At 66.1% G+C, this 23,900-nt stretch carries 17 protein-coding genes, 1 tRNA gene and 1 pseudogene; 12 read left to right on the forward strand and 7 right to left on the reverse strand.

All coding sequences use genetic code 11. The features are described from left to right. The first annotated feature begins 106 nt into the window (after positions 1–106). Entirely contained in the window at positions 107–2,116 is a 2,010-nt protein-coding gene (locus tag GTP41_RS04315; RefSeq protein ID WP_161024325.1) for a M13 family metallopeptidase, read from the forward strand. A 181-nt stretch (positions 2,117–2,297) separates the two neighbouring features. On the opposite strand, the gene GTP41_RS04320 is transcribed toward GTP41_RS04315, so the two are convergent. Next, positions 2,298–2,837 carry a c-type cytochrome gene (locus GTP41_RS04320; RefSeq protein ID WP_161024326.1) on the reverse strand — a complete coding sequence of 180 codons (540 nt, stop codon included), beginning with the start codon at positions 2,835–2,837 and terminating at the stop codon, positions 2,298–2,300. 151 nt (positions 2,838–2,988) lie between these two features. Here GTP41_RS04320 and GTP41_RS04325 point away from each other — a divergent pair. Together GTP41_RS04325 and GTP41_RS04330 are read left to right on the forward strand one after the other, a co-directional pair. Then, positions 2,989–3,064: transfer RNA gene (locus GTP41_RS04325), tRNA-Arg, on the forward strand. 121 nt (positions 3,065–3,185) lie between these two features. Continuing rightward, on the forward strand, positions 3,186–4,193 hold the full coding sequence (locus GTP41_RS04330; RefSeq protein WP_161024327.1) for an acyltransferase family protein: 1,008 nt from the start codon (positions 3,186–3,188) through the stop codon (positions 4,191–4,193). Here GTP41_RS04330 and GTP41_RS04335 read toward each other — a convergent pair. Beyond that, entirely contained in the window at positions 4,144–5,067 is a 924-nt protein-coding gene (locus tag GTP41_RS04335; RefSeq protein WP_161024328.1) for an AAC(3) family N-acetyltransferase, read from the reverse strand. The genes GTP41_RS04330 and GTP41_RS04335 overlap by 50 nt on opposite strands. After that, positions 5,060–6,244 carry a hypothetical protein gene (locus GTP41_RS04340; RefSeq protein ID WP_161024329.1) on the reverse strand — a complete coding sequence of 395 codons (1,185 nt, stop codon included), beginning with the start codon at positions 6,242–6,244 and terminating at the stop codon, positions 5,060–5,062. Before GTP41_RS04340 ends, GTP41_RS04335 begins: the two co-directional genes overlap by 8 nt. 271 nt (positions 6,245–6,515) lie before the next feature. Between GTP41_RS04340 and GTP41_RS04345 the strand changes: the two genes are divergently transcribed. From GTP41_RS04345 to prsR, 9 genes are all read left to right on the forward strand, one after another. Further along, positions 6,516–8,147 (forward strand): methyl-accepting chemotaxis protein, encoded by a 1,632-nt coding sequence (locus GTP41_RS04345; RefSeq protein WP_161024330.1) that lies wholly within the window; start codon positions 6,516–6,518, stop codon positions 8,145–8,147. Positions 8,148–8,252: 105 nt separating this feature from the next. Continuing rightward, a complete protein-coding gene (locus GTP41_RS04350; protein WP_161024331.1) occupies positions 8,253–9,275 on the forward strand; it encodes a glycosyltransferase in 1,023 nt (340 codons plus the stop codon). Beyond that, on the forward strand, positions 9,276–10,166 hold the full coding sequence (locus tag GTP41_RS04355; RefSeq protein ID WP_161024332.1) for a glycosyltransferase family 2 protein: 891 nt from the start codon (positions 9,276–9,278) through the stop codon (positions 10,164–10,166). After that, complete coding sequence (locus GTP41_RS04360; protein ID WP_161024333.1) at positions 10,166–11,638, forward strand: lipopolysaccharide biosynthesis protein; 1,473 nt, start codon at positions 10,166–10,168, stop codon at positions 11,636–11,638. Before GTP41_RS04355 ends, GTP41_RS04360 begins: the two co-directional genes overlap by 1 nt. A gap of 250 nt (positions 11,639–11,888) precedes the next feature. Then, positions 11,889–13,175 (forward strand): nucleotide sugar dehydrogenase, encoded by a 1,287-nt coding sequence (locus tag GTP41_RS04365; RefSeq protein WP_161024334.1) that lies wholly within the window; start codon positions 11,889–11,891, stop codon positions 13,173–13,175. Between the two features lie 35 nt (positions 13,176–13,210). Further along, positions 13,211–14,254: an SDR family oxidoreductase gene (locus tag GTP41_RS04370; RefSeq protein WP_161024335.1), complete on the forward strand. Its 1,044-nt coding sequence runs from the start codon at positions 13,211–13,213 to the stop codon at positions 14,252–14,254. A gap of 66 nt (positions 14,255–14,320) precedes the next feature. Further along, on the forward strand, positions 14,321–15,724 hold the full coding sequence (locus tag GTP41_RS04375; RefSeq protein WP_161024336.1) for a TIGR03013 family XrtA/PEP-CTERM system glycosyltransferase: 1,404 nt from the start codon (positions 14,321–14,323) through the stop codon (positions 15,722–15,724). A 15-nt stretch (positions 15,725–15,739) separates the two neighbouring features. Further along, positions 15,740–17,764 (forward strand): XrtA/PEP-CTERM system histidine kinase PrsK, encoded by a 2,025-nt coding sequence (gene prsK, locus GTP41_RS04380; RefSeq protein ID WP_161024337.1) that lies wholly within the window; start codon positions 15,740–15,742, stop codon positions 17,762–17,764. 17 nt (positions 17,765–17,781) lie between these two features. Continuing rightward, positions 17,782–19,146: a PEP-CTERM-box response regulator transcription factor gene (prsR, locus tag GTP41_RS04385; protein ID WP_161024338.1), complete on the forward strand. Its 1,365-nt coding sequence runs from the start codon at positions 17,782–17,784 to the stop codon at positions 19,144–19,146. Here prsR and GTP41_RS04390 read toward each other — a convergent pair. The 4 genes and pseudogenes from GTP41_RS04390 to GTP41_RS04405 form a co-directional block, all read right to left on the reverse strand. Beyond that, complete coding sequence (locus GTP41_RS04390; RefSeq protein ID WP_161024339.1) at positions 19,119–21,548, reverse strand: hypothetical protein; 2,430 nt, start codon at positions 21,546–21,548, stop codon at positions 19,119–19,121. The genes prsR and GTP41_RS04390 overlap by 28 nt on opposite strands. Then, complete coding sequence (locus GTP41_RS04395; RefSeq protein WP_161024340.1) at positions 21,545–22,309, reverse strand: tetratricopeptide repeat protein; 765 nt, start codon at positions 22,307–22,309, stop codon at positions 21,545–21,547. Before GTP41_RS04395 ends, GTP41_RS04390 begins: the two co-directional genes overlap by 4 nt. Further along, the gene (locus GTP41_RS04400; protein ID WP_161024341.1) at positions 22,306–23,595 is read right to left on the reverse strand and encodes a glycosyltransferase; all 1,290 of its coding nucleotides are present in this window, start codon (positions 23,593–23,595) and stop codon (positions 22,306–22,308) included. Before GTP41_RS04400 ends, GTP41_RS04395 begins: the two co-directional genes overlap by 4 nt. Next, positions 23,589–23,900 (reverse strand): annotated as a pseudogene (locus GTP41_RS04405) (hydrolase 1, exosortase A system-associated); the annotation flags it as partial. The pseudogene GTP41_RS04405 and the gene GTP41_RS04400, both read right to left, overlap by 7 nt.

Consider the following 23,900-nt stretch of genomic DNA (forward strand, 5'->3'; position numbering starts at 1 on the left):
AACCGGTAAACCAGGGTCAGACCCCAGTCCGCACCCGCCGCATAACAGGGTCAGACCCTTGGGTCTGACCCAGGTTTACCGGTTTCGAAGTAAAAAAGAGCCCCCCATGAAAAAACACCTCCTAGCCCTGGCCGCCGCGCTCCTCGCCGCGAGTGCCGGCGCCGCCGACAAAACCGGCATCGAACTGCAATACATCGACCCCGCCATCCGCGCCCAGGACGACTTCTTCAAGCACCTGAACGGAAAATGGCTCGCCAGCACCGAAATCCCCGCCGAAATGAGCAGCTGGGGCGTCTGGGAAAAGCTGTACGAAGACATCCAACCGCAGCTGCGCAAAATCATCGAAGACGCCGCCCAAAGCGCCGCCAACGCCGACCAGAAACGCATCGGCGACTTCTACGCCGCCTACATGGACGAAGCACGCCTCGAGCAACTGGGCGCCGCCCCCATCCAGCCCGAGCTGGCGCGCATCGCGGCCCTGAGCGATAAAAAGCAGCTGCCAGCCCTGTTCGCGTACCACAACCGCCACAACTTCGCGGCCCCGATCGACCTGGGCATCCACCAGGACAACAAAGACTCGACCAAATACGTCGTCGACTTCGTCCAGTCCGGCCTGGGCATGCCCGACCGCGACTACTACCTGAAGAAGAACGACGCCAAGATGGCCGAAACGCTGGCCAAATACCAGGCCACCGTTGAAAAGATGCTCGCGCTGGCAGGCGACAGCAACGCCGCCGCCAATGCCAAAGCCGTCGTCGCCTTCGAAACCAAGATCGCCCAGCTGCACTGGGACAAAGTCGCCCTGCGCGACCCGGTCAAGGCCTACAACAAGGTACCGGTCGCCAAGCTCGGCGCCCTGATGCCGGGCTATGACTGGAACGCCTACCTGACCGGCCTGGGCGTGGCCGGCAAGGTCGATTACGTGATCGTCAGCCAGCCAAGCTACCTGAAAGCACTCGACAAGCTGCTGGCCGACACCCCGCTCGACACCCTCAAGCCCTACTTCGCCTGGAACGTCATCCGCGCCAACGCACCCTACCTGTCCAAAGCCTTCGTCGACGCCAACTTCGAGTTCTACGGCAAGCAGCTGGGCGGCGCCACCGAACAGCGCCCACGCTGGAAGCGTGGCGTCTCCGCCACCGAAGGCGCGCTGGGCGAAATCATCGGCAAAGCCTACGTCGAACAGCATTTCCCGGCCGCCAACAAGGCGCGCATGGAAGAACTGGTGAAGAACCTGCTGGCCGCCTACAAGGACAGCATCGACACGCTGGCCTGGATGAGCCCACAGACCAAGAAGGAAGCGCAAGCCAAGCTGGCCAAGTTCACGCCCAAGATCGGCTACCCGAACAAATGGCGCGATTACAGCAAGCTGGTGATCGACCGCAACGACCTGCTGGGCAACGTCACCCGCGCCACCGAGTTCGCGGTGCAAAAGGAACTGGACAAGCTGGGCAAGCCGATCGACCGCGATGAATGGGGCATGACGCCGCAAACCATCAACGCCTACTACAACCCGGAACTGAACGAGATCGTCTTCCCGGCCGCCATCCTGCAGCCGCCGTTCTTCGACGCCAATGCGGACGACGCGGTCAACTACGGCGCGATCGGCGCCGTGATCGGCCACGAAATCTCGCACGGCTTTGACGACCAGGGCGCGCAATACGATGGCGACGGCAACCTGCGCGACTGGTGGACCGCGCGCGACCACAAGAACTTCAAAGCGCGCACCAAGATGCTGGTCAAGCAGTACAGCGCCTTCAGCCCGGTCAAAGGCTACAAGGTCAATGGCGAGCTGACGCTGGGCGAGAACATCGCCGACAACTCCGGGCTCGCGATTGCGTACAAGGCGTACAAGCTGTCGCTGGGCGGTAAACCGGCGCCGGTGATTGAAGGGTACAGCGGCGACCAGCGCTTCTATCAGGGCTGGGCGCAGGCCTGGCGCGCCAAGGCACGCGACGCAGCGCTGATCCAACAAGTCACCACCGACCCGCACTCGCCCGAAGAGTTCCGTACCAACGGCACCCTGCGCAACCAGCCAGGGTTCTACGAAGCGTTCGGGGTGAAGAAAGGCGACCGCATGTACCTCGCGCCGAAAGACCGCGTGATTATCTGGTAAACCCGGCAGGGCGGGTCTGACCCAAGGGTCAGACCCCCAACGGTTTCGCAGTCCGCAGCTTTCGAGCAGACGGGGTCTGACGGGGACGCCGAGTCCCTTCGGGTCAGACCCCGGTTTACCGGGTTCAAAAAGGCAAAAAAAAACCGCTCTACCGAGCGGTTTTTTTATCATCCAGCAGAAATCAGCCCTTAGGCTCCGCCGCCGGCGCCTCAGCAGCCGGAGCCGCCTGTTTAACCTCAGGCTCCTTGAACTTGCCGCCCGACTGGTTCGCCATGAACACCACAGCGCGTGCCACTTCCACATCATCCAGGTCAGGATTGCCGCCCTTGGCAGGCATCGCCTTCAGACCCTCGACCGCATGTTTCACAACGGTGTCATAGCCCTGGGCCAGACGAGCACCCCAGGCACCCGCATCGCCAGTCTTAGGTGCGCCAGCCGCGCCGGTACCGTGGCAAGCTGCGCAAGTCGCGGTGTACACCGCTTCGCCAGTCTGCAGCACCTTCGGCGCATTCGCATCCTTCAGGGTAAAGCCATTGTCAGCCACAGGCGCCAGGCGCTTAGCGATCTCTTCCGGGCTCTGGCTCTCGGAACCCGCACCGGTCAGCTTTTCCTGGGTAACAAACTGCACCAGCAAAACGATGCCAATGATAGTGATAGCGAAGAAACCTACAACGGCAGCGACCAGCTGCTTAGGCGTTCTGATAGCGGATTCGTGGCTCATGATTTCCTTAGGACAGTTTTTTAAAAGCTGTTGGAGGGTTGTTTTTTTAACATTGAAAGCGCCAGACCCTCGTCAAACCTGCGATTATAGTCGGAAACCCCTAGCTATGGAATGGATTTCCGGCTATCCTTCGTGTCTCTTCAGTATCACAGCGGCTGTAGCTCAGTGGATAGAGTATCGGCCTCCGAAGCCGAGGGTCGTGGGTTCGATCCCCGCCAGCCGCGCCATTAATTCCCCCATTTCACCTCCTGCGTGTTATTGACCGCAACAGATCATTGCGCCCCCGCAAAGACTGCTGTGCCCGGCTCGGGCAGACTGGAACTCCCGTCTCCAACCTGCGCCAGCGCGATGCTCAAACCAAACCTCGATTTCCTGCGGGCGCTGGCCGTGCTGCTGGTGCTGGTCGCGCACGTGGCGGGCTACACCATCCGCACCAATGCCATCTCATTTGCCATGGGCCAGTTGGGCGTGATGCTGTTCTTCGTGCACACCAGCCTGGTGCTCATGCAGTCGATGGAGCGTCAGCAGTTGGCCGGGGCGGCCTTGTTCCGCGCGTTCTATGTGCAGCGCGCCTGCCGCATCTACCCGTTGTCGGCGGTCATGCTGCTGGGGATTTACCTGTTCATGGACGCGCAGTGGACGTCGTTCGATTTGCTGGCGAACCTGCTGCTCGTGCAAAACCTGGTGTACGCGCCCTATATGTCCACTGTGCTCTGGTCGCTGTGCCTGGAGGTGCAGATGTACCTGGTGCTGCCGGTGTTGTTCCTGCTTTGCCGACAGCGTCCGCTGCTCTGGCTGCTCGCGCTGTGGGTAGTCTCGATCCCCGCCGCTATCGTGCAGCCGCTGGTCAGCCCGCGCCTGAGCCTGTTTGAGTTCGCGCCCTGCTTCCTGGCGGGTGTGCTGGCGTGGCGGATGCAAGGCAGGGAACGCTTGCCGGGCTGGCTGTGGCCATTGTTCCTGGCATTGGCATGCACGGCATTCGTTGCGCTGGCCGAACCGCGCACCAATAATTACGGGCGCTGGCTGGTTTGCCTGGCCGTTGGCCTGGCTATCCCGTGGCTGCGCGAGATGCGCTCGCCGCGTTTGAACAGCGCCTGCAAGTTCATCGCCAAATACAGCTACGGCATTTACCTGTTCCATCCGCCGCTGATGTGGCTGGCGTTTCTCACGCTGGAGGACTGGCATCCGCTGGCGCAGTGGAGCCTGTTTTTGTCCTCGCTGGTGACGTTGACCGGCCTCGGCTACCACCTGGTCGAGCGACCGATGATCAGGCTGGGTTTGCGCTGGAGCACGCGCACCACGGGCGCTAGGCCAGCGGGCGTGCCGCCAGTTGCTCGGGTGTGGCGTAGATGGTGATGCCCTGGGCGGCCAGGCGTTCCAGGTGCGCGTAAAAGGCGTGCGCGGGAATCCACCACGAGGCCGCTTCGCCGACCTGTCCCGCGTGCAGCAGGCCGGCCTGCGTGAATTCCGTCGCGAAGTAGGCGCGCAAGTCGTCGCGTGAGCGGTGGTCGATGCGCTGCTGCGCTAGTGCGGCGCAGAACGGGCGCAGCGGCACTTCGTGGCGCTGGCCCGCCAGGTCGAGGCAGGGCAGGCTGCGGGCCGGCGCGTCCCACACCGGCAGCGGAAAGGCCGCGCCCAGTGCGTCTTCCAGCACGTGGTAAAAGGTGATTGGCCCCATGGACACGCCCAGACCCAGCACCTTGGCCTGGTCCAGTGCGAGCAGGCGTTGCCAGGGCGAACCCTGGCCGAACACGGACGGCGCCAGGTGGTGTGCGGCCGTCAGCCAGGCGGCGTGGCGGCCCCAGGCTGCCACCGAGTGGGTGGGGTGGATGCTGCGCCGGATGCCGGCGCTGGCGAGGAAGGCTTCCGGCAGGCGGCCCATATGGGTGCCGTGGTGGCGCACGTCGAATACGTAGCCGTCCTGCTCGCAGGCGGCGCGGATCGAGCCGCCGGGCATGTAGTAGGCCGGCAGCAGCAGGGTGCCGCCCGGCCCCACGGCGTCTTGCAGCGCCCGCACCACGGTGGCGGCGCCGCCTTCCACATAGCCCAGGCTTTTCAGCGAGGAGTGGACGAAGAGCACATCGCCCGGCAGGATGCCAAGCCGTTCCAGTCCCGCCGTCAGCTCGGCGCGGCTGACGGGGCGCCGCGCCTGCCGCACGGCGCGCGCGCCCTGGCGGCGGCGCAGCTTTTCCAGCACGGCGCGCGCCAGTTGCCGGGCCGGCTTAAGCATGGCGCACCTGCAGCAGTTCCTGTTCCAGCAAGTTGGCGTCGATGCAGAACTTGGCGGCCCAGTTGAGGTATTCGTATTCGCCGTAAGCGCCGTCGACCGGGAAGGCGCCTTTGACCCCGCCGCGCGTCTCCGGCGGCCCGTCGACCTTGATGCTGCGCCGCACGTACTGGTTCAGGCGGCGCCCGGCTTCGAAGTAGGCTTGCGCGCGCGTCAGCTGGTAGAGCAGGAACAGGCAGTGCGCGATCTGCGCCGAGCCGGTCAGGCAGGCGAAGTCGGCGGCGGGGCGCCATTCGCTGTCCAGGCGGCCGGGCAGGAAGCCGTCGGCGCCGATGGCGGCGCGCAGGGCGTCGCCGGTGCGTACGGCGGCGGCCAGCAATTCCGGCACCTGGGCCAGGCGGTAGCTTTCCAGCACCCCGCGCAGCACGTAGCCGATGGTGTGGCTGAGCGGCTGCTCCGGCTGGTTCAGGCAGTTGGCGGCAAACCAGCCATTGGGCCGCTGCTTGGTGAGCGCCCAGGCCACCTGGCGCAGGCCTGCTTCGCCGTAGCCGTGGCCGGGCGCCAGGCGGTCGGCGGCGAACAGGCCCCAGGCGACATGGGTTTCATAGGCCTTTTCGCCGGGCGCGGCGAACGGGGTGGGGTGCTTGTCCCAGTAGCCGTCCGCCTCCAGCGAGTCGCGCAGCCAGCTGGCGGCGCGGTGCATGGCCTGCAGGTAGCGCGCGTCGCCGTATTCCTGCGTGCCGGCGGCCAGGCCCAGCAGGATCTGGCCAGTGTTGAAGGTGACCGGCACGCGGGGTGTGGAATCGATGCGCCCGCCCTGGAAGCCACCTTCGGCGAACTGGATCGCGACCAGCCAGTCCAGCATGGCGCGCGCGCGCTGGTGCAAGTCGGCGCGTGCGCCGCGGCGCGCCAGTTCTATCATGGTGGGCACGATATAGCCGGTGGTTTCAGGGTAGGAGGTGGCCCAGCCTTTGAGCAGGCTGTAATCGCGCGCCACGCCGCCGTCGCGCGAGGCGGAACGGTCCTGTGCCGTGCACAGCCAGTCGGTGCTGGCGGCCAGCACGGCGGCGATGCCCGGGTCGTGGCCCGGCAGGCCGCGCCGGTCGGCCCGCCGCTCCTTGCGTGCGCGGTGCGGCAGCAGCGGCACCCGGTGCCTGATGGAACTGAGGAGTTGGCGCATCTTGACCTCCAGGCAAAGCTAACAGTTCCGCAATGTTGGCGCGCCGCCAAGCGCGCGTAGTGACGCGGCGCAACGCTGTGGCAGATCGTCCCATTGATTTTTTCTATTGCCATTTTTGGTGAGTTTCTTGCGCGCATCCTGTTTCTATACTGGCATGCATGACCTGGCACGGCGCCCCTGACTGCGCGCCCTTCACGCCTTGCGAACCCCAACTCCCGGTTCGTGATTCCGTTTTTCCTATAACGAACAATCGCCAACTGGGAGCACCGCCATGCGCCTGAATACCCCTGTCTCGAACCAGGAATACATCCTGGATGATGGCAAGACCATCGTGTCCACCACCGACATGAAGGGCAAGATCACTTATGCCAATCCGTATTTCATCGAAGTCAGCGGTTTTGCCGAGGACGAGCTGATCGGCGCGCCGCAGAATATCCTGCGCCACCCCGACATGCCGGTGGAAGCCTTTGCCGACCTGTGGTCCACCATCAAGGCCGGCATGCCGTGGACCGGCCTGGTCAAAAACCGCTGCAAGAACGGCGATTTTTACTGGGTGCTGGCCAACGTCACGCCGGTGATCGAGGCTGGTCGCCATGTCGGCTATATGTCGGTGCGTACCAAGCCCAGCCGTGAACAGGTGGCGCAGGCCGATAGCCTGTACCGCGAAATCCGCGAAGGCAACCCGCGCTGCCTGCGCCTGGAACGCGGCCGCCTGGTGCAGCGCGGCTGGCGCAACTGGGCCGACCAGCTGCGCAACCTGTCGCTGGCGCGCCACATCGGAATCGGCATGGGCGCGCTGACTGCCTTGCTGGCTTTCCTGGCCGTATCGGGCGCGGTGCAGGGCGCGCCGGCCTGGCTGACCGCCACCAATAGCGCGTTCATCGCCGCCACCCTGTATTTCTGGTATTCCCTGCACCGCGCGGTCGTGCTGCCGCTGCGCCAGGCCACCGGCTTTGCGCGCAAGATGGCGGGCGGCGACCTGACCGGGGTGATCGATATCGGCGCCGATAATGAAATGGGGCAGTTGCTGGCGGCGTTGCGTCAGACCAACGTCAACCTGCACAGCATCATCGGCGACGTGCGCAACAACTTTGTGGAAATCCAGACCGCCACCAGCGAGATCGCCACCGGCAACCTGGACCTGTCGGGCCGCACCGAATCGCAGGCGTCCAGCCTGCAGCAGACGGCGGCCAGCATGGAGCAGCTCACCAGCAATGTGCAGCAGAGCGCGGCCAGCGTGCAGAACGCCAACGACCTGGCGGGGCGCGCCTCCAGCGTGGCGGCGGAGGGCGGCACCATCGTGTCGCAGGTGGTGCAGACCATGGACGATATCAGCCAGTCCTCGCGCAAGATCCTCGACATCATCGGCCTGATCGACGGCATCGCCTTCCAGACCAATATCCTTGCCCTGAACGCGGCGGTGGAAGCGGCGCGCGCCGGCGAGCAGGGCCGGGGGTTTGCCGTGGTCGCCTCGGAAGTACGCAACCTGGCGCAGCGCTCGGCGGCCGCCGCCAAGGATGTGAAATCGCTGATCGACAGCTCGATCGCCAAGGTTGACGCCGGGGCGCGCCTGACCAGCAGCGCCGGCAGCACCATGAGCGAGGTGATCGCCTCGGTCAGCCGCGTCACCCACGTCATGGATGAAATCCAGAACGCCACGCGCGAGCAAAGCCGCGGCATCGGCCAGGTCAACCAGGCCGTGGTGCAGATTGACGACATCACCCAGCAAAACGCCGCCCTGGTGGAACAGGCGGCGGCCGCCACCACCAGCCTGGCACGCCAGGCCGAATGGGTGGCGCAGGCCTTTGCCGTGTTCAAGCTGGAACAGGCGGGGCAGCGCCCGGCGCGGCCGGCCCCGCGTCCATCGGTGCCGGTGCGCAGACAGGCGCTGCTGGTGCACTGACCGCCTTGCCCGCCGGGCTGGCGGCTGGCCCGGCGGCAAATTATTGTCAATTTTGTTGCATATTCGGCTATACTCGGCGCAAACATAGGAGTTACTGCGCGGAGCATGAAGGATGGGGATTTGAAGATCGGCTGGGTCATTTCGCATGACCGGGAATGGGCAGCGAGCCGGCTTCAGGGCTATCTGGTCCATGAATGGCTGCTGCGCCAGGGCGCCGATTCCACCATTTTGCTGGAGCGGTTCAACCGCGTGCCGTCGCCGCGCAGCTGGGCTTTCGTGAAAGCCGCCGTGCGCCTGCTGCGCAGCAAGTGCGACGTCGTCGTGTTCGAAGGCGGCGACTGGCCCATGATGCAGCTGGCCAAGCTGTGGCGTGCCAGCGGCCGCCGTGCCGTCGGCACCCGCTGCGATCCGATTCCCGGCGCCTACGACCGCGCCTACGACCTGACGGTGGTCCCCACCGCCGAACTGCAGCAGCGCCTGGCCATCGAGCGCGCGCGCGTGATCGATGACAGCGCCGAAATTCCTCCAGGCAAGTTCAAGACCGATTATGCCGGCGCGCCGCGCCTGAAAGTCGTCTGGATGGGGCACCAGGGTTATGCCGACTATATAGTCGGCCTCGTGGCGCGCCTGCAACAGCATCCCGCCATTGCCGCCCATTTTGAGTTTGAGCTGGTGTCCAAGGGTGAATTTGCCACGCGGCAATGGAGCGAGGCCACCGTGGCCGACGATATCCTGGCCTGCGACATCGCCCTGCTGGCGATCCCGGCCGGCACCTGGTTCCAGACCAAGTCGGCCAACCGCCTGGCGCTGATGATGGGCCTGGGCATGCCGGTGGTGGCCTCCCTGATCCCGTCCTACCGCAGCCTGGCCCAGCCGGGCGTGAACGGCCTGTTCATCGAATCGGACGACGCCATCGCCGACGCCTTGCTGGCGCTGCGCGACCCGGCCGTGCGCGCCGCCATGGGACAGCAGGCACGCCTGAGCGTGGCGGACCGCTACAGCATCGATGCGGTCGGCCCGCGCTGGCTGGCCGCCCTGCGCGACGCCTGGGCCGGCGGACCAAAGGCGCAGGGCGCCGCCGCGCCGTGGCGCTGGCTGGTGCGCCTGCTGCAAGCAGGGAGCCGCTAAATGCGCGTGCCTGCCGAGATCAGCGTCATTATCGCCACCATGGCGGCGCCCGAGCGCGCGCAAAGCCTGCAGCGCGCCATCGCCTCGGTGCGCGCCGCCAGCACGCGGCCGGTGCAAGTGATCGTGGTGGTGAACGGCGCGCGCAGCGAGGCCGGCCTGCTCGAATGGCTGCGCCAGCAGACCGATGTGCTGCTGGAGCTGGCGCCCGAGCCGTCCCTGCCCAAGGCCATCCTGCGCGGGCGCGAACTGGTGCAAACGCCGTACTTCGCCACCCTGGACGACGACGATGAATTCCTGCCTGGCGCCCTCGATTGCCGCATGCAGCGCATGCAGCAAGCCGACCAGCCGGCCCTGGTGGTCACCAACGGCATCCGGCGCACGGCCGAGGGCGACCGCCTCACTTACAGCAGCATGGCCAATATCGAGCAGCGCCCGCTGCCGGCCCTGTTCGACTTCACCTGGCTGCAAAGCTGCAACGGCCTGTACCGCAGCGAGGCCGTGGGCCCAGACTGGTTTGCCAATTACCACGCCTACGCCGAATGGACCTGGCTGGCCTTCTCGCTGGCGCAGGCCGGCAAGTGCATCGGCGTGGTCGACGCGCCCACCTACGTCAACAACGACACGCCCGGTTCGCTGTCCAAGTCGGCCAGCTATTTCGCGGCCTATTTCGCCTTGTTCCAGCGCATGCTGGCCGTGCGCCCGCCGCCGAATATTGAAAAGCTGGTGCGCCGCCGCCTGGGCGCCTGCCTGCACGAGGATTCGGTGCGCGCCCTGGCCGCCGGCCGCCGCGCCGACGCCTGGCTGGCCCACCTGCGCAGCCTGGGCCAGCCCGGTGGCTTGCGTTTCCTCAGCTACACCCGGCGCCTGCTGCCGGGCTGGCCACAAGACTGATGGCTAAGCCAGCGGGCAATAGCGTGGTGCGCGGCGCCATGATTTACGTGGCGTTGCGCTGGACCGACCGGCTGATCGGCATCATCAGCACGGTGGTGCTGGCGCGCCTGCTCGCGCCGGACGATTTCGGCATCGTCGCCATGACGGCGCTGGCGGTGGGCCTGATTGACGTTCTGCTCGACCTGGGCGTGAACGTGGCCCTGATCCAGAATCCGAATCCGAGCAAGGCCGACTATGACACGGCCTGGACCTTGCGCCTGCTGCAGGCGCTGGCCTCGATGCTGCTGCTGTGCCTGATCGCCCCGCTGGCGGCGCGCTATTTCCACGAGCCGCGCGTGCTGCCGGTGCTGCTGGTGATGTCGACCGCCGCGGTGATCGCCGCCTGCGAAAATATTGGTATCGTCACCTTCCAGAAGGAAATGCGGGCCGACCGCGATTTCGTCTTCACCTTCTCGCGCCGCCTGCTGGGCCTGGTGGTCACCGTGGTGCTGGCCTGGGTCCTGCGCGATTACTGGGCGCTGGTCTGGGGCACCCTGGTGTCGCGCCTGTTCGGCGTCTTCCTCAGCTACCGCATGCACCCGATGCGCTGCGGCTTCAGCCTGGCCAGTTTCAAGGCGATTTTCGGCGTGTCGCAATGGAACCTGATCAATAGCGTCGGCCGTTACCTCAACAATAATCTGCATAAGATGATTGTCGGCAACCGCTTCGACAGCACCACCATCGGCGGCTACACCCTGGCCGAGGAGATTTCCGCCATGCCCGCCACGGAAATCCTGTCGCCCATCAACCGCATCCTGTTCCCGGCCTTCGTGCGGGCGCGCCAGGACCTGGCCGAACTCAAGCGCATGTTCCTGCTGGCGCAGGGCGTGCAGTGCCTGATCGCCATCCCGGCCAGCTGCGGCCTGGCCCTGGTGGCGCCGGAAGTGGTGCACCTGATGCTGGGCGAGAAGTGGGCCTTCGTCGTGCCCTTCGTCCAGGTGCTGTCGCTGGGCAGCATCGTGCAGGCCATCACCACCTGCAGCGGCTACGTGCTGCTGGCGCAAAGCTGGAACCGCGCCGCCACCCTGACCACCTGGATCCAGGTCGTGCTATTCGGCCTGGGCTGCTTCCTGTTGCCGGCGGCCTCGCCCGCGCTGGACCTGGCCTGGCTGCGCGTGGCGGTCGGCGCCGCCGGCCTGCTGAGCGCCTTGCTGATGCTGCGCCGTTGCTTGCCGCTGGTGGGCTGGGGCGATATGCTGGGGACGATCCTGCGCCCGCTGCTGGCGGCAGCGGCCATGGCGGCCGTGCTGGTGCAGCCGGCGCCGTGGCTGGCCGGCTCGGTGCTGCTGGCGCTGCTGGTCAAGGTCGTGCTGGGGGCGCTGGTGTACGGCGCGGTCTTGCTCGGCCTGTGGCTACTGCTGGGAAAACCTTTCGGTGCAGAAACGTATCTGCTGGAAAAGGTGTTGCGCCGCACCACCGGCGCGCCGCGCTAGCGTGAAAGGTTGTGACAAGCGCAGCAGAGGCGTGTAAAATTGACAAGGCATGACAAATGGTCAATCAAGTTATCACATTTGCACAATTTATGTGGTGACGCAGCAACAGACATTTGTAACACTCCAGCGCCCCTTCCGAGAAGGGCAGCCCTGCACTGGCGGCAAGATTGTTAAACCCGGCATTGCAATGTGGCGGGAGCTAGCATATGGTTATCATAAATATAACGCGTGATTCTGTCAGGAACTGAATATGAAAAACTCGGTGGTTGCGGTCGTCGGTCTGGGCTATGTGGGCTTGCCCCTGGCAGTAGAGTTCGGCAAGAAGCGCAAGACGATCGGCTTCGATCTGTCGCAGTCCAAAATTGAAAACTACCGCAATTTCTGCGACCCGACCGGCGAAGTGTCGGAACAGGAACTGCGCGAAGCGACCCAACTGAGCGTCACCTATGACCCGGCTGCGCTGGCCGAAGCCGACATTATCGTGGTGGCCGTGCCGACCCCGGTCGACAACGCCCACGCGCCCGATTTCAGTCCCCTGGTCGGCGCCTCGACCACGGTCGGCAAGCACATGAAAAAAGGCGCCATCGTCGTATACGAATCGACGGTCTACCCGGGCGCCACCGAGGAAGTCTGCATCCCGGTGCTGGAAAAGCATTCCGGCCTGAAATGGCTGCAGGATTTCAACGTCGGCTATTCGCCGGAGCGCATTAATCCGGGCGATAAGCAGCACCGTTTAACCACCATCCTGAAAGTGGTGTCCGGCGATACTCCGGCAACCCTGGATCAAGTGGCTAAACTGTATGAGTCGATCGTGACGGCCGGCGTATACCGCGCATCCTCCGTGAAAGTGGCGGAAGCGGCCAAGGTCATTGAAAACACCCAGCGCGACCTGAACATCGCGCTGATGAACGAACTGGCTATCATCTTCGACAAGGTCGGCATCGATACGCTGGAAGTACTGCAGGCGGCGGGCACCAAGTGGAATTTCCTGCCGTTCCGCCCGGGCCTGGTGGGCGGCCACTGCATCGGCGTCGATCCTTATTACCTGACCCACAAGGCTGATATGATCGGCTACCACCCGCAGGTGATCCTGGCGGGGCGCCGCATCAACGACGGCATGGCCAAGTTTGTGGCCGAAAAGACCGTCAAGCAAATGATCGCGGCGGGCAGCCATATCAAGGGCGCGAAAGTGAATGTGCTGGGCCTGACCTTCAAGGAAAACTGCCCGGACCTGCGCAACTCGAAAGTGGCGGACGTGGTGTTTGAGCTGCAATCCTACGGCCTGGACGTGCACGTGCACGACCCGGTGGCCGATGCCGAGGAGTCGGTGCACGAATACGGCATCCGCCTGGAGTCGTGGGACAGCCTGCCGCAAGCCGACGCGCTGGTGGCGGCGGTGTCGCACAAGGAGCTGCTGGCCTTGTCGCTGGGCGATCTGTCCGCCAAGCTCAATCCTGGCGGTTGTTTCATCGACGTGAAGTCGGCATTCAATATGGCAGGCCTGCAAGAAGCTGGTTACAGCGTCTGGCGCCTGTAATAAAAAGAAGTACTAGGGAGCCTGGGAGGGCGGTAGTGGGCAAGTTCGACGATGTGCGGCTGCATTTGCGTGGCCAGCGATACCATTGGCTGGTGACGGGTGCTGCCGGTTTTATCGGCTCCAACCTGGTGGAGGCGCTGCTCAAGCTCGGCCAGCAGGTCACGGGCCTGGACAACTTCGCCACCGGCCACCAGCACAACCTGGACCAGGTGCGCGAAGCCGTGGGCACCCAGGCCTGGGCCTCCTTCTCCTTTATCGAAGGCGATATCCGCGACCTGGCCACCTGCCACGCCGCTTGCGCCGGCAAGGACTTCATCCTGCACCAGGCCGCGCTGGGTTCGGTCAGCCGCTCGATCGACGATCCGCTGCTGACCAACAGCGCCAACGTGACCGGCTTCCTGCACATGCTGGTGGCGGCGCGCGACGCCAAGGCCAGGCGCTTCGTGTACGCCGCATCCAGCTCCACCTACGGCGACCATCCCGGCCTGCCGAAAGTGGAGGACACCATCGGCCGGCCGCTGTCGCCGTATGCCGTCACCAAGTACGTCAACGAGCTGTACGCCGACGTTTTCGCGCGCACCTATGGCATGCAAACCATCGGCCTGCGCTATTTCAATGTGTTCGGCCCGCGCCAGGATCCGGAAGGTGCTTACGCCGCCGTGATTCCGCAGTGGGTCTCCGCCCTGATCCGCAACCGTCCGCTGTTCATCAACGGCGACGGTGAAACCAGCCGCGATTTCTGCTTTATCGACAATGTCGTGCAAGCAAACTTGCTGGCAGCCCTGGCCGACCGCCCCGAAGCGGTCAACCAGGTGTACAACGTGGCGCTCAATGAGCGCACCAGCCTCAACCAGCTGTACCTGATGATGCGCGATTTGCTGCAGGAGCGTTTCCCGCACTTGCGCCAGCACCAGGCACAGTACCAGGGCTTCCGGGCCGGCGACGTGCGCCATTCGCAGGCTGATATCAGCAAGGCGCGCGAGCTGTTGGGATTCGAGCCGACCCACCGTATTGGTGACGGCTTGCAAGAGGCCATGGATTGGTACGTCAGCCACCTGGCCCCGCAAAACCAGGGATAAAGAAAGGCGCGAAGGCACCGCGCGCCTTCGCAGCCTGCATAAGAAGTCAAGCGGGAGGGAATAAAAATGCTAAGAATTTCCAATCACTACATATCCAAGGTCGTGTTCAGCCTGCTCTTCATGGAAGTGTTCATCCTGATTGGCTCGTTCTACGCGGGCGCGGGACTGCGCTTCTTCGACGGTGAGCAGTTCGTGGTCCCGCAGCTCGACCACTTCTTCATGTCGGCCTGCATTTTCGCCGCCGCCATCGTGTTCAGCATGAGCGCGCTGGGCATGTACCAGATCAACTTCCAGGAAGGCTTGCGCAATCCCTTCTTCCTGCAGTTGATGCCCTCGTTCGCCATGGGCTTTTGCATCCTGACCCTGATCTTCTACCTGGCGCCCGACCTGTACTTCGGGCGCGGCATCCTGGTGCTGGTGTTCCTGATCGCCGGCACCGGCATCCTGCTGGCGCGCGCCATGTTCCTGAAAACCTCGCGCTCGCATTTCCTGGCCACCCGCATCATCTTCCTCGGCGGCGGCGGCATGGCCAAGGAGTGCGGCGAGCTGGCCACGCGCGACACCAATTACCGCAAATACGATATCGCCGGCTACGTCGCCATGCCATCGGAAGAGGTGTGCGTGCCGCATAGCAAGCTGCTGCACCTGCCGGAAGGCGGCTCCCTGGTGGCCCTGGCCAATGCCCAGCGCGTGTCGGAAATCGTGGTCTCGGTGCAGAACCGCCGCGGCGGCGCCTTCCCCATCAAGGAACTGCTCGAGTGCAAGCTGTACGGCATCCAGGTCACCGACGCCGCCACCTTCTTCGAGCGCGAGACCTACCAGATCCGGGTCGAGTCGGTGCAGCCGTCCTGGCTGGTGTTCGGCGGCGGCTTCGACCAGAGCTTCATGCGCACCTTCATGAAGCGCACGGTGGACCTGGTGGCCAGCCTGTCGCTGCTGGTGGTGTCCCTGCCGGTCATGATCATCACCGCCATCGCCATCGTGATCGAGGATGGCGCGCCGATCTTCTACTCGCAGGAGCGGGTCGGCAAGGACGGCCACGTGTTCCGCGTGCTGAAGTTCCGCAGCATGTTCAAGAATGCGGAAAAGAATGGCACGCCGCAGTGGGCCTCCAAGAACGATCCGCGCATCACGCGCGTCGGCAACATCATCCGCAAGCTGCGCATCGATGAACTGCCGCAAATCCTGAACGTGCTGAAAGGCGAGATGTCCTTCGTTGGTCCGCGCCCGGAGCGTCCCTATTTCGTCGAGCAACTGACCGAGCGCGTGCCTTACTACAATGTGCGCCACAGCATCAAGCCGGGCATCACGGGCTGGGCCCAGGTGCGCTACGGCTATGGCGACACGGTGGAGGACGCGCTGCAGAAGCTGCAATACGACCTGTACTATGTGAAGAACAACAGCCTGCTGCTCGACGTGCTGTGCCTGATCGACACCGTCAAGGTGGTCCTGTTCAGGGGGGGCCGTTAAGGACATGGGGGTCTGATGCCGACCAGCACCGCTGCCTTCAGCTACGCCAGCGCCGCGCTGGCGTTTCTGTTCTTTAGCCTGATGCTGGTTCCCGGCTGGCGCCAGCGCCCGCACCGGCGTCCGCTGGCGGCCGCTTCGCTGCTGAGCGTGCTGTGGGGCCTGGTCATGGCCAGCGCCACCGTGGTGCCGTGGGCGGCCTGGGTGGTGCACGGCGCCGAATGGCTGCGCAACGCGGCCTGGAGCGGCCTGCTGCTGTCCATGCTCGGCCTGTGGCAGCGCAATTCACGCATCTTCCAGGCCAGCGTCGCCGTCTACCTGGCCATGGCCCTGGCCGGCCTGCTGGCCTCGGCGCTGCCGCAGTCGCTGGCCTTCCATGTGCAGGCCGTGGGCCGGCTCGGCATGGCGGTGCTCGGCATGCTGCTGGTGGAGCAGCTGTACCGCGACCGCAGCGTGCAGGTGCGCTGGGGCATCAAATTCTTCTGCCTGGGCCTGGGCGCCCTGTTCGCCTACGATTTCTACCTGTACAGCGACATGCTGCTGCTGCGCGAGCTCGATCCGGAACTGTGGGCGGCGCGCGGCGTGGTCAATGCGCTGACGGTGCCGCTGCTGGCGATCTCGCTGCTGCGCAGTGCCTCCTGGCCGACCCAGCTGGCCGTGTCGCGCCGCGTCGCCTTCCATTCGGCCGCCTTGCTCGGCTCGGCGGTCTACCTGCTGGCCATGAGCATGGCCGCCTACTACTTGCGCTTCGTGGGCGGCTCGTGGGGCGGCCTGATGCAGCTGGCCTTCCTGTTCGGCGCCAGCTTCCTGCTGGTCGGCGTGCTGTTTTCCGGCACCTTCCGCGCCTGGCTGAAAGTCTTCATCAGCAAGCATTTCTACCGCTACAACTACGATTACCGCGAGGAGTGGCTGGCCTTCACGCGCACCCTGTCGGCCACCGGCCCCAACCTGGGCGAGCGCAGCATCTCGGCCCTGGCCGAGCTGGTGGAAAGCCAGGGCGGCGCCCTGTGGCTGCGGCGCGAGCAGCGCTTCGAGCCGGTGGCGTCCTGGCACGTGCAGGCGCAGCAGGCGTCCGAAGCGGCCGATTCGCCGTTTTGCCAGCTGATGGAAAGCAAGCAATGGCTGGTGGACGTGCCGTCCCATGTGCTGCACGACCCCGAAGTGCCGCTGCCGGCCTGGCTGCAAGCCTTCCCCAAGGCCTGGCTGGTGGTGCCGCTGCTGCTGCAGGGGCGCCTGGCCGGCTTCGTGGTGCTGATGGCCTCGCGCAGCGAAGTCAAGCTGAACTGGGAGGTGCTTGATTTGCTGAAGATCGCCGGCACCCAGGCCGCCTCCTACTTGGCGCAGCAGGAAGCCGACAATGCCCTGATGCTGGCCAGCCAGTTCGATTCCTTCAACCGCCTGTCCACCTTTGTGGTGCACGATTTGAAGAACCTGGTGGCGCAGTTGTCGCTGATGACGGCCAACGCGGAAAAACACGCCGACAATCCCGAGTTCCAGCGCGATATGATGGAGACTGTCACCTTGTCGGTGCAGAAAATGAAACTGATGCTGCAAAAACTTAGCCGCACCGCCTCGCCCGAACGCGCCATGCCGCAGGACCTGGGCAAGCTGCTGGCGCAGGCGGTGGCGCTGAAAGCCGCGTTCGACCCCAAGCCGCAGCTGGAAGTGCTGCAGCCGGGCCTGCGCGTGCTGGCCGAAGCCGAGCGCCTGGAGCGCGTGCTGGGCCACCTGGTGCAAAACGCCATCGAAGCCACGCCGCGCGAGGGCAAGGTGACGGTGCGCCTGTCCCAGTGCGGCGAGCAGGTGCAGGTGGAAGTGAGCGACACCGGCACCGGCATGAGCGAAGATTTCATCCGCGAGCGCCTGTTCAAACCGTTCGACTCGACCAAGTCGGCCGGCATGGGCATTGGCGCCTTCGAAAGCCGGGAGTACATCCACCAGCTCGGTGGAACGCTGCAGGTGCGCAGCGTGCCGGAGCAAGGCACCACGTTTACGGTCAGCCTGCCGCTGTACCGCCAGCAAACCATTGAACAAGCCGCCTGACGGCGCAAGGACACGTTGTGAGCCAGAGTAAACCGAAGCTGTTGATTATTGAAGACGACCCCGGCCTGCAAAAGCAGCTGAAGTGGAGTTTCGACGACTATGAGGTGGTGGTGGCCGGCGACCGCGAAGCGGCGCTGGCCCAGCTGCGCCGCCACGAGCCGGCGGTGTGCACCATGGACCTGGGCCTGCCGCCCGACCCGGACGGCGCCACCGAGGGCCTGGCCACGCTGCAGCAAATCCTGGCGCTGGCGCCGGAAACCAAGGTCATCGTCCTGACCGGCAACCAGGACCGCTCGCACGCGGTGCAGGCGATTGCCATGGGCGCCTACGACTTCCACCAGAAGCCGTGCGAGCCGGAGCTGCTGTCGCTGGTGATCAAGCGCGCCTTCTTCCTGCACGGCCTGCAGCAGGAAAACCGCCGCATGCAGCAGGGGAACGCCGACAGCCCGCTGTCCGGCATCATCTCGCGCGACCCCGGCATGCTGAAAGTGTGCCGCCAGGTGGAGAAAGTGGCGCCGAGCACGGCCACCACCATGGTGCTGGGCGAGTCCGGCACCGGCAAGGAAGTCATCGCGCGCGCCCTGCACCAGGGCAGCCCGCGCGCCAAGGAACGCTTCATGGCGATCAACTGCGCCGCCATCCCGGAAACCCTGCTCGAATCGGAGCTGTTCGGCTACGAGAAGGGCGCCTTCACCGGCGCCGTCAAGCAAACCAAGGGCAAGGTGGAGGCGGCCAACGGCGGCACCTTCTTCCTGGACGAGGTGGGCGACCTGCCGATGCCGCTGCAAGCCAAGCTGCTGCGCTTCCTGCAGGAGCGCGTGATCGAGCGCGTCGGCGGCCACGAGGAAATCCCGGTCGACGTGCGCATCGTCTGCGCCACGCACCAGAACCTGAAAGAGCTGGTGAAGGCCGGCCGCTTCCGCGAGGACTTGTACTACCGCTTATCGGAAATCGTGCTGACCATCCCGCCGCTGCGCGAGCGCCAGGGCGATGCGGTGCTGCTGGCGCAGCACTTCAAGAACCGCTTCTGCGCCCAGGAAGGGCGCGCCAACCTGCACTTCAGCCCGGACGCGCTGGCACAGATTGCCCACCACGACTGGCCGGGCAATGTGCGCGAGATGGAAAACTGCATCAAGCGCGCCATCATCATGGCCGACGGCCCGGCCATCACGGCCGACGACCTGGGCCTGTCCGGCGCCCCGCTGGAAGAGGAACCGTTCAACCTGCGCCAGGTGCGCGACGAAGCCGAATACAAAGCCATCGTGCGTGCCCTGGCGCGGGTCGAAGGCAATATCGTCAAGGCTTCCGAACTCCTGGGCGTGTCACGCCCAACCCTGTACGACTTGCTGGAGCGTCACGCCATCAAGGCATCGGCGTCCTGATCCTCGGCGCCGTTGCGCTGGCGCCGCACCTTGATGCGCTTGCGCGCCGGCTTCAGGCTGCCGGCCAGGGCGAGCAGCAGGAACAGGGTGCTCAGGCGCGGCACGTCGGTGATCGAATCGAACAGGCCCACCATCATGCAGCCGGTCAGCGCCGCCAGGCTGACGGTGGCGAAGTGGTCGCCGCCCAGGCCGCGCGCCACCATCGGCGCACCCACCGCCAGCAGCAGGAAGGCGGTGGCGGCCACACCGACCCAGCCCAGCTCGAACAGCTGGTTCACCGCGAAGCTCTTGACGTGCCAGGGCATGTGGTTGCGGTCGCTGCTGAAGAACCAGTAGTCATGGCCGTCGCTGAAACTGCCGTTGCGCAGCAGTTCGCGCCCGCTGCCCGCCTCGCGTAGGCTGACATTGTCGATTTCCAGCGGCGCCTTGTGCGAGCGGTTGTACAGCTCGAACACCAGCGGCGCGCCCCAGGCCGTGGCCTGCTGCCGCACCGGCAGCTCCACCGTCACGTGCTGCCAGTCCTGCACCAGCGGCGAAGGCGGCATGCGGGCCGGGCTGCAGGCCATCGGGTAAATCAGCCAGCGCGCGCACACCATGGCGGCCGGGCCGGCGTCCAGATGCTGGCGCCGCATGTCGAAGCTCAGGGTGTAGCGCTGGCCCGGCTTCATGTCCACGTGCTGCAGCATGCGCAGCACTTCACCATAGCCGATCGCGTACTGCGCCGCGCCCAGCAGCAGGTAACGGTTGCCCGGCTCGTCCACGTACTTGAAGGTGCCGGGGATTTCGCCGTGCGTGTTCTGCCACACGTAGGCTTGCGGGAAGCGGCCCAGGCCCTGGCCGAAGGCGCTGGTGAGCGCCGTGTCGTCCATCATGCTGAGCGCTTCGCTCCAGTGCGCCAGGCGGGTGTCCATATCGCGTCCCACGGTGGCGAATCGGGTGCCGGTGTAATAGCTGCTGGAAATCGGGATCAGGGCGGCAAACACGATGGCGCTGAAGAAGCTGACGGTCAGGGTGCCGCGGTCCAGGGTCCAGGGCGGGCGCGGCAGCAGGCGGCTGGCGGCCAGCGCCACCGCCAGCAGCAGCACCATGCTGATGGCCGGCAGGGTGTCGTTGCCGCCGTAATGGCGCGCCACCAGGATGGCCGCCAGCGCCTGCGCCGGCAGGGCTGCCGCCAGCAGCAGCACGCCCCGTGGGCGCTGGGCTGGCGCACCCAGGGCCAGCAGGCCGGCGCCGCCCGCTGCGCACAGCAGGGCCAAGCCATAGGCCAGGTAGGAGCCTTTGGCGGCGCTGCCGCCGGAACCGAGCAGGCCGAGCGCTGCCACCAGGAGCAGCAAGCCCAGCGCCAGGGCGGCCGCCAGCAGCGGCTTGCCCAGGCGCGGCGCGGCGCCGCCCAGCAGCAGGGCGGTGGCCAGCAGGCCGAGCGCAGCGCCCAGGCCGCGATAGCCGCTGCTCTCAAAGACCTGGCCCAGGATCCAGTAAGCCAGCACCAAGACCAGCAGCGAGGCGGCCATGCTGCGTCCGGACAGGCTGCCGCCGCGCAAATGGTGCACGGCGCCGATGCCGGCGATCACGCCGCCGGCGGCGGCATACGCCAGGTAGATGTCGCGCGAGAAGGTGGTCAGGCCGGCAAACAGGCCCAGCCCCAGGACCAGCAGGCCCAGCGCCAGGCGGCGCGGCGGCGGGTGGTTCACCAGCCACAAGGTGACGAAGGGGAAGGCCATGGCCAGGTAGGCGTCCAGCGCGGCGCCGCCGGTATGCATGGCGGAGAACGGCGCGGTGGGGCGGTAGTCGCTGGCGAAATTGAACAGGCCGGGGAAGGCCAGGCGCTCCCACACCACGGCCAGGCTGCAGGCGGTCAGGCCGAGCAGCATGCCGGGCACCAGCAGGCGCTGCAGGTTGCTGCCCTGCTCGCCGGCTGTGGCGCGCAGGAGCGGCAGCAGGAGCAGCGGCCATAGCACGCCTTTCAGCACGCGCAGGCCGTTATAGGGGCTGGTGTAGTTGGCGAAGGAGTTGGCGTCAAGCGGCGCCAGCGGCATGAGGCCGCGCCAGGCGGCGATCAGATAGCACAGCACGAACAGGCCGAGCGCCACGCGCGCCGTACCGGGCAGCTTGGTGCGGGGCGGCGCGTCGCCCAGGCGCCAGTAGCCGGCGGCGCAGGTGGCCAGCAGCAGCAAGTCCAGCTCTTCCAGGAAGAACCAGCCGGTCCAGGGCGCGAAATCGAGCACCGGCAGCAGCGCCGGCACCGCCACCAGCCAGGCCGCCGGGCGCCACAGCAGCAGCGCCATGTAGGCGCCCAGCAGCACGGCCAGCAGCAGCGTGGGCGCCGGATAGACGCTGGCGGCGGCCAGCAGCAGGCCGGCCGCCGCCAGGGCGGCGCCGCGCCGCGCCAGCAGGCGCATCATGGCTTGACCGGCGTGGCGGCGGGCGCCGCAGGTTCAGGCTGCGTCCCCGGTTTCGCTTCCGCCTTCAGCTCCGGCACCGTGGCCGGCTTGTCGGCGCCGGCCGGCGCCGCCGCCGGGTCCTGCTCGGCTTCCGGCGGCGCTGGCGGCTCCACCCACTTGCCGGCATTGACCAGCATCTGCTTCAGGCCCGGCAGCGGGAATTGCAGGGCGTAGGCCTTTTGCGCGTAGGGCAGGGCCTGTTCGAATTTCTTCTGCTTGGCATACACCAGGCCCAGGTTGTAATTGATGCTGACATCATCCGGCGCCAGTTCCACCGCCTTTTCCAGCATCGATTGCGCCTGCGCCTCGCGCCCCACCAGATACTGGTAGCGCGCGTACATCAGCCAGGTCTTGCTGTCGTCCGGGAAGGCGCGCACGGCGCGTTCAAAGAAACACTCGGTCGGCAGCTTGGCGCCCGGCAGCATGCCGGCCGGGTAGCGCGGCGCCATGCGCAGCACGGTTTCCAGCGCGCGTACATGGTTGGGATAATGGCCCAGCGTGTACTGCAAGTCGTCGGCCACGCTGCCCGAGGCGCCGCGCACGCCCTGTTCCACCTCTTCCGTGAAGTGGCGGCTTTCCACCGTATTGAGGAAGGCCACATCGTTCATGGCGGTGCGGTAATCCTTGGTGCTGCTGCCCAGGTTGCCGCAGACCGGCTTGGCGAGGGCCGGCAGCGCGGCGGCGGACAGGATGGCGCCCAGCGCCAGTAAACGAATCTTCATGCTTCCTCCGTGGAGCCGGCCGGGGCCGGCACAGCCTGGGTTTGCGGCAGCACGCTGTCGAGCATGCGTGCCAGTTCGACGGTGCGCGCCTGGCGCGAGGCGCCGGCTACGGCGGCCGCAGCCGGCAGCGGCGCCTGGCCGGCGCGCGCCAGCTGCAGGAAATGCAGCAGGCCGCGCTTGATGCCTTCGCTGTCGTCCAGCGGGGCGATGGTGTCGACGCCGGCCGCGCGCAGGGTGGCGGCGGTATCGCCAACGGCGTCGGTCAGGGCCAGGATCGGGCGCCCGGCGCGCAGGTATTCATACAGCTTGGCCGGGATCTGGTGGTTGCAGTTGCTCGCCTGCAGCACCAGCAAGCCGTCGGCCGTCAGCATTTCCGCCAGCGCCACCTGGTAGGGCACGTGCGGCGCCAGGCTGACCAGGTCGCGAATGTCGTGCTCCTGCAACAGGGCGTCCACATAATCGTCGTGCGCGGTGGCGCGCAGCACGATGTGCAGCTGGCTGGCATCGATGGCGCCGGCCGCCTTCAGCTCGCCCAGCGCGCGCATCAGCGGTACCGGGTCGCGCTCGGACGGGTAGATGATGCCGCTGTGCACCAGGGTGAAGGGCTGGCCGGGCGCGCGCGCCGGTTGCGCCTGGGCCCCGGCGTTGCGGAAGTTTTCCTCGTCGTAGCCGTTTTCCAGCATGGTGAAGCGGCTGCGCGGCAGCTCCGGGTAGCGCGTGGTGTAGGTCACCACCGCGCTCGGCGTATTGCACACCACCAGGGCCGCGTTGTGCACCGCCTTGCGCTCGATCCAGCGCCAGATGGCACGCACGCGCGGGTCGCGCGGGTAGTCGGTGTCGGTCATCGGGTCGCGGAAATCCAGCACCCACGGCAGGCGCGTCAGCTTGTGCAGCACCAGGCCGATCAGGATGGCGCTGGCGATCGGGTGCGTGCTCCACAGCACTTGCGGGCGGTACTGGCGCACCAGCGACAGGCCGGCCGGGATGGCGCCCAGGCACCAGCCGACAAAGCGGTCGGGCCAGGCGGTAAAGCCCAGGTAGCGGCCGCGCCAGGACAGGTGGCGGCCGGAATCGAAGGCGAAGGCGCGGCGCACGATGGCTTCCGGCGGGATCTCGGCCAACTGGTCCGGCCCCTGGTTGAGGTAGGCGCGCGGGTGGGCCGACAGCACCAGCGGCTGCCAGCCCTGGGCCGGCAGGTATTGCGCGAATTTCAGGGTGCGCTGGATGCCGCTGCTGCCGCGCAGCGGCGGGAAGTGGAAGGCCACCATCAGCACGCGCTTCACCATGCCTGCACCCAGTCCGCAGTCCAGTCGGCCACCTGGTCGCGCCAGGCGCGGGTGGAGAAGGTGTGGTCGGCGCCGGCCAGCGTGTGCTGCTGGACGGCCGGGGCCGCCAGCAATTGCTGCCAGGGGCGCGAAGCCTTGGTCATGTCGAGGAACTCCTGCGCCGTCAGGTCGGCGCCACTGAAAATGAACAGGACGCGGCCCGGGAAGCGCCGCATGGCGTCCAGCAGGCGCGCCGGCAAGTCGGCACTGAGCGGCGGCGCGCTGCCGTCGCGCGGGCAGGGCGCCAGCGCGGCGGCCGCGCCCGG

The organism is Pseudoduganella guangdongensis (genome assembly GCF_009857475.1).
Classification (GTDB): Bacteria; Pseudomonadota; Gammaproteobacteria; order Burkholderiales; family Burkholderiaceae_D; genus Rugamonas; species Rugamonas guangdongensis.

Coding starts and splice junctions, on each gene's coding strand:
- GTP41_RS04315 (WP_161024325.1), top strand. CDS start 107: ATGAAAAAACACCTCCTAGCCCTGGCCGCCGCGCTCCTCGCCGCGAGT.
- GTP41_RS04320 (WP_161024326.1), bottom strand. CDS start 2,837: ATGAGCCACGAATCCGCTATCAGAACGCCTAAGCAGCTGGTCGCTGCC.
- GTP41_RS04330 (WP_161024327.1), top strand. CDS start 3,186: ATGCTCAAACCAAACCTCGATTTCCTGCGGGCGCTGGCCGTGCTGCTG.
- GTP41_RS04335 (WP_161024328.1), bottom strand. CDS start 5,067: ATGCTTAAGCCGGCCCGGCAACTGGCGCGCGCCGTGCTGGAAAAGCTG.
- GTP41_RS04340 (WP_161024329.1), bottom strand. CDS start 6,244: ATGCGCCAACTCCTCAGTTCCATCAGGCACCGGGTGCCGCTGCTGCCG.
- GTP41_RS04345 (WP_161024330.1), top strand. CDS start 6,516: ATGCGCCTGAATACCCCTGTCTCGAACCAGGAATACATCCTGGATGAT.
- GTP41_RS04350 (WP_161024331.1), top strand. CDS start 8,253: ATGAAGGATGGGGATTTGAAGATCGGCTGGGTCATTTCGCATGACCGG.
- GTP41_RS04355 (WP_161024332.1), top strand. CDS start 9,276: ATGCGCGTGCCTGCCGAGATCAGCGTCATTATCGCCACCATGGCGGCG.
- GTP41_RS04360 (WP_161024333.1), top strand. CDS start 10,166: ATGGCTAAGCCAGCGGGCAATAGCGTGGTGCGCGGCGCCATGATTTAC.
- GTP41_RS04365 (WP_161024334.1), top strand. CDS start 11,889: ATGAAAAACTCGGTGGTTGCGGTCGTCGGTCTGGGCTATGTGGGCTTG.
- GTP41_RS04375 (WP_161024336.1), top strand. CDS start 14,321: ATGCTAAGAATTTCCAATCACTACATATCCAAGGTCGTGTTCAGCCTG.
- prsK (WP_161024337.1), top strand. CDS start 15,740: ATGCCGACCAGCACCGCTGCCTTCAGCTACGCCAGCGCCGCGCTGGCG.
- GTP41_RS04390 (WP_161024339.1), bottom strand. CDS start 21,548: ATGATGCGCCTGCTGGCGCGGCGCGGCGCCGCCCTGGCGGCGGCCGGC.
- GTP41_RS04395 (WP_161024340.1), bottom strand. CDS start 22,309: ATGAAGATTCGTTTACTGGCGCTGGGCGCCATCCTGTCCGCCGCCGCG.
- GTP41_RS04400 (WP_161024341.1), bottom strand. CDS start 23,595: ATGGTGAAGCGCGTGCTGATGGTGGCCTTCCACTTCCCGCCGCTGCGC.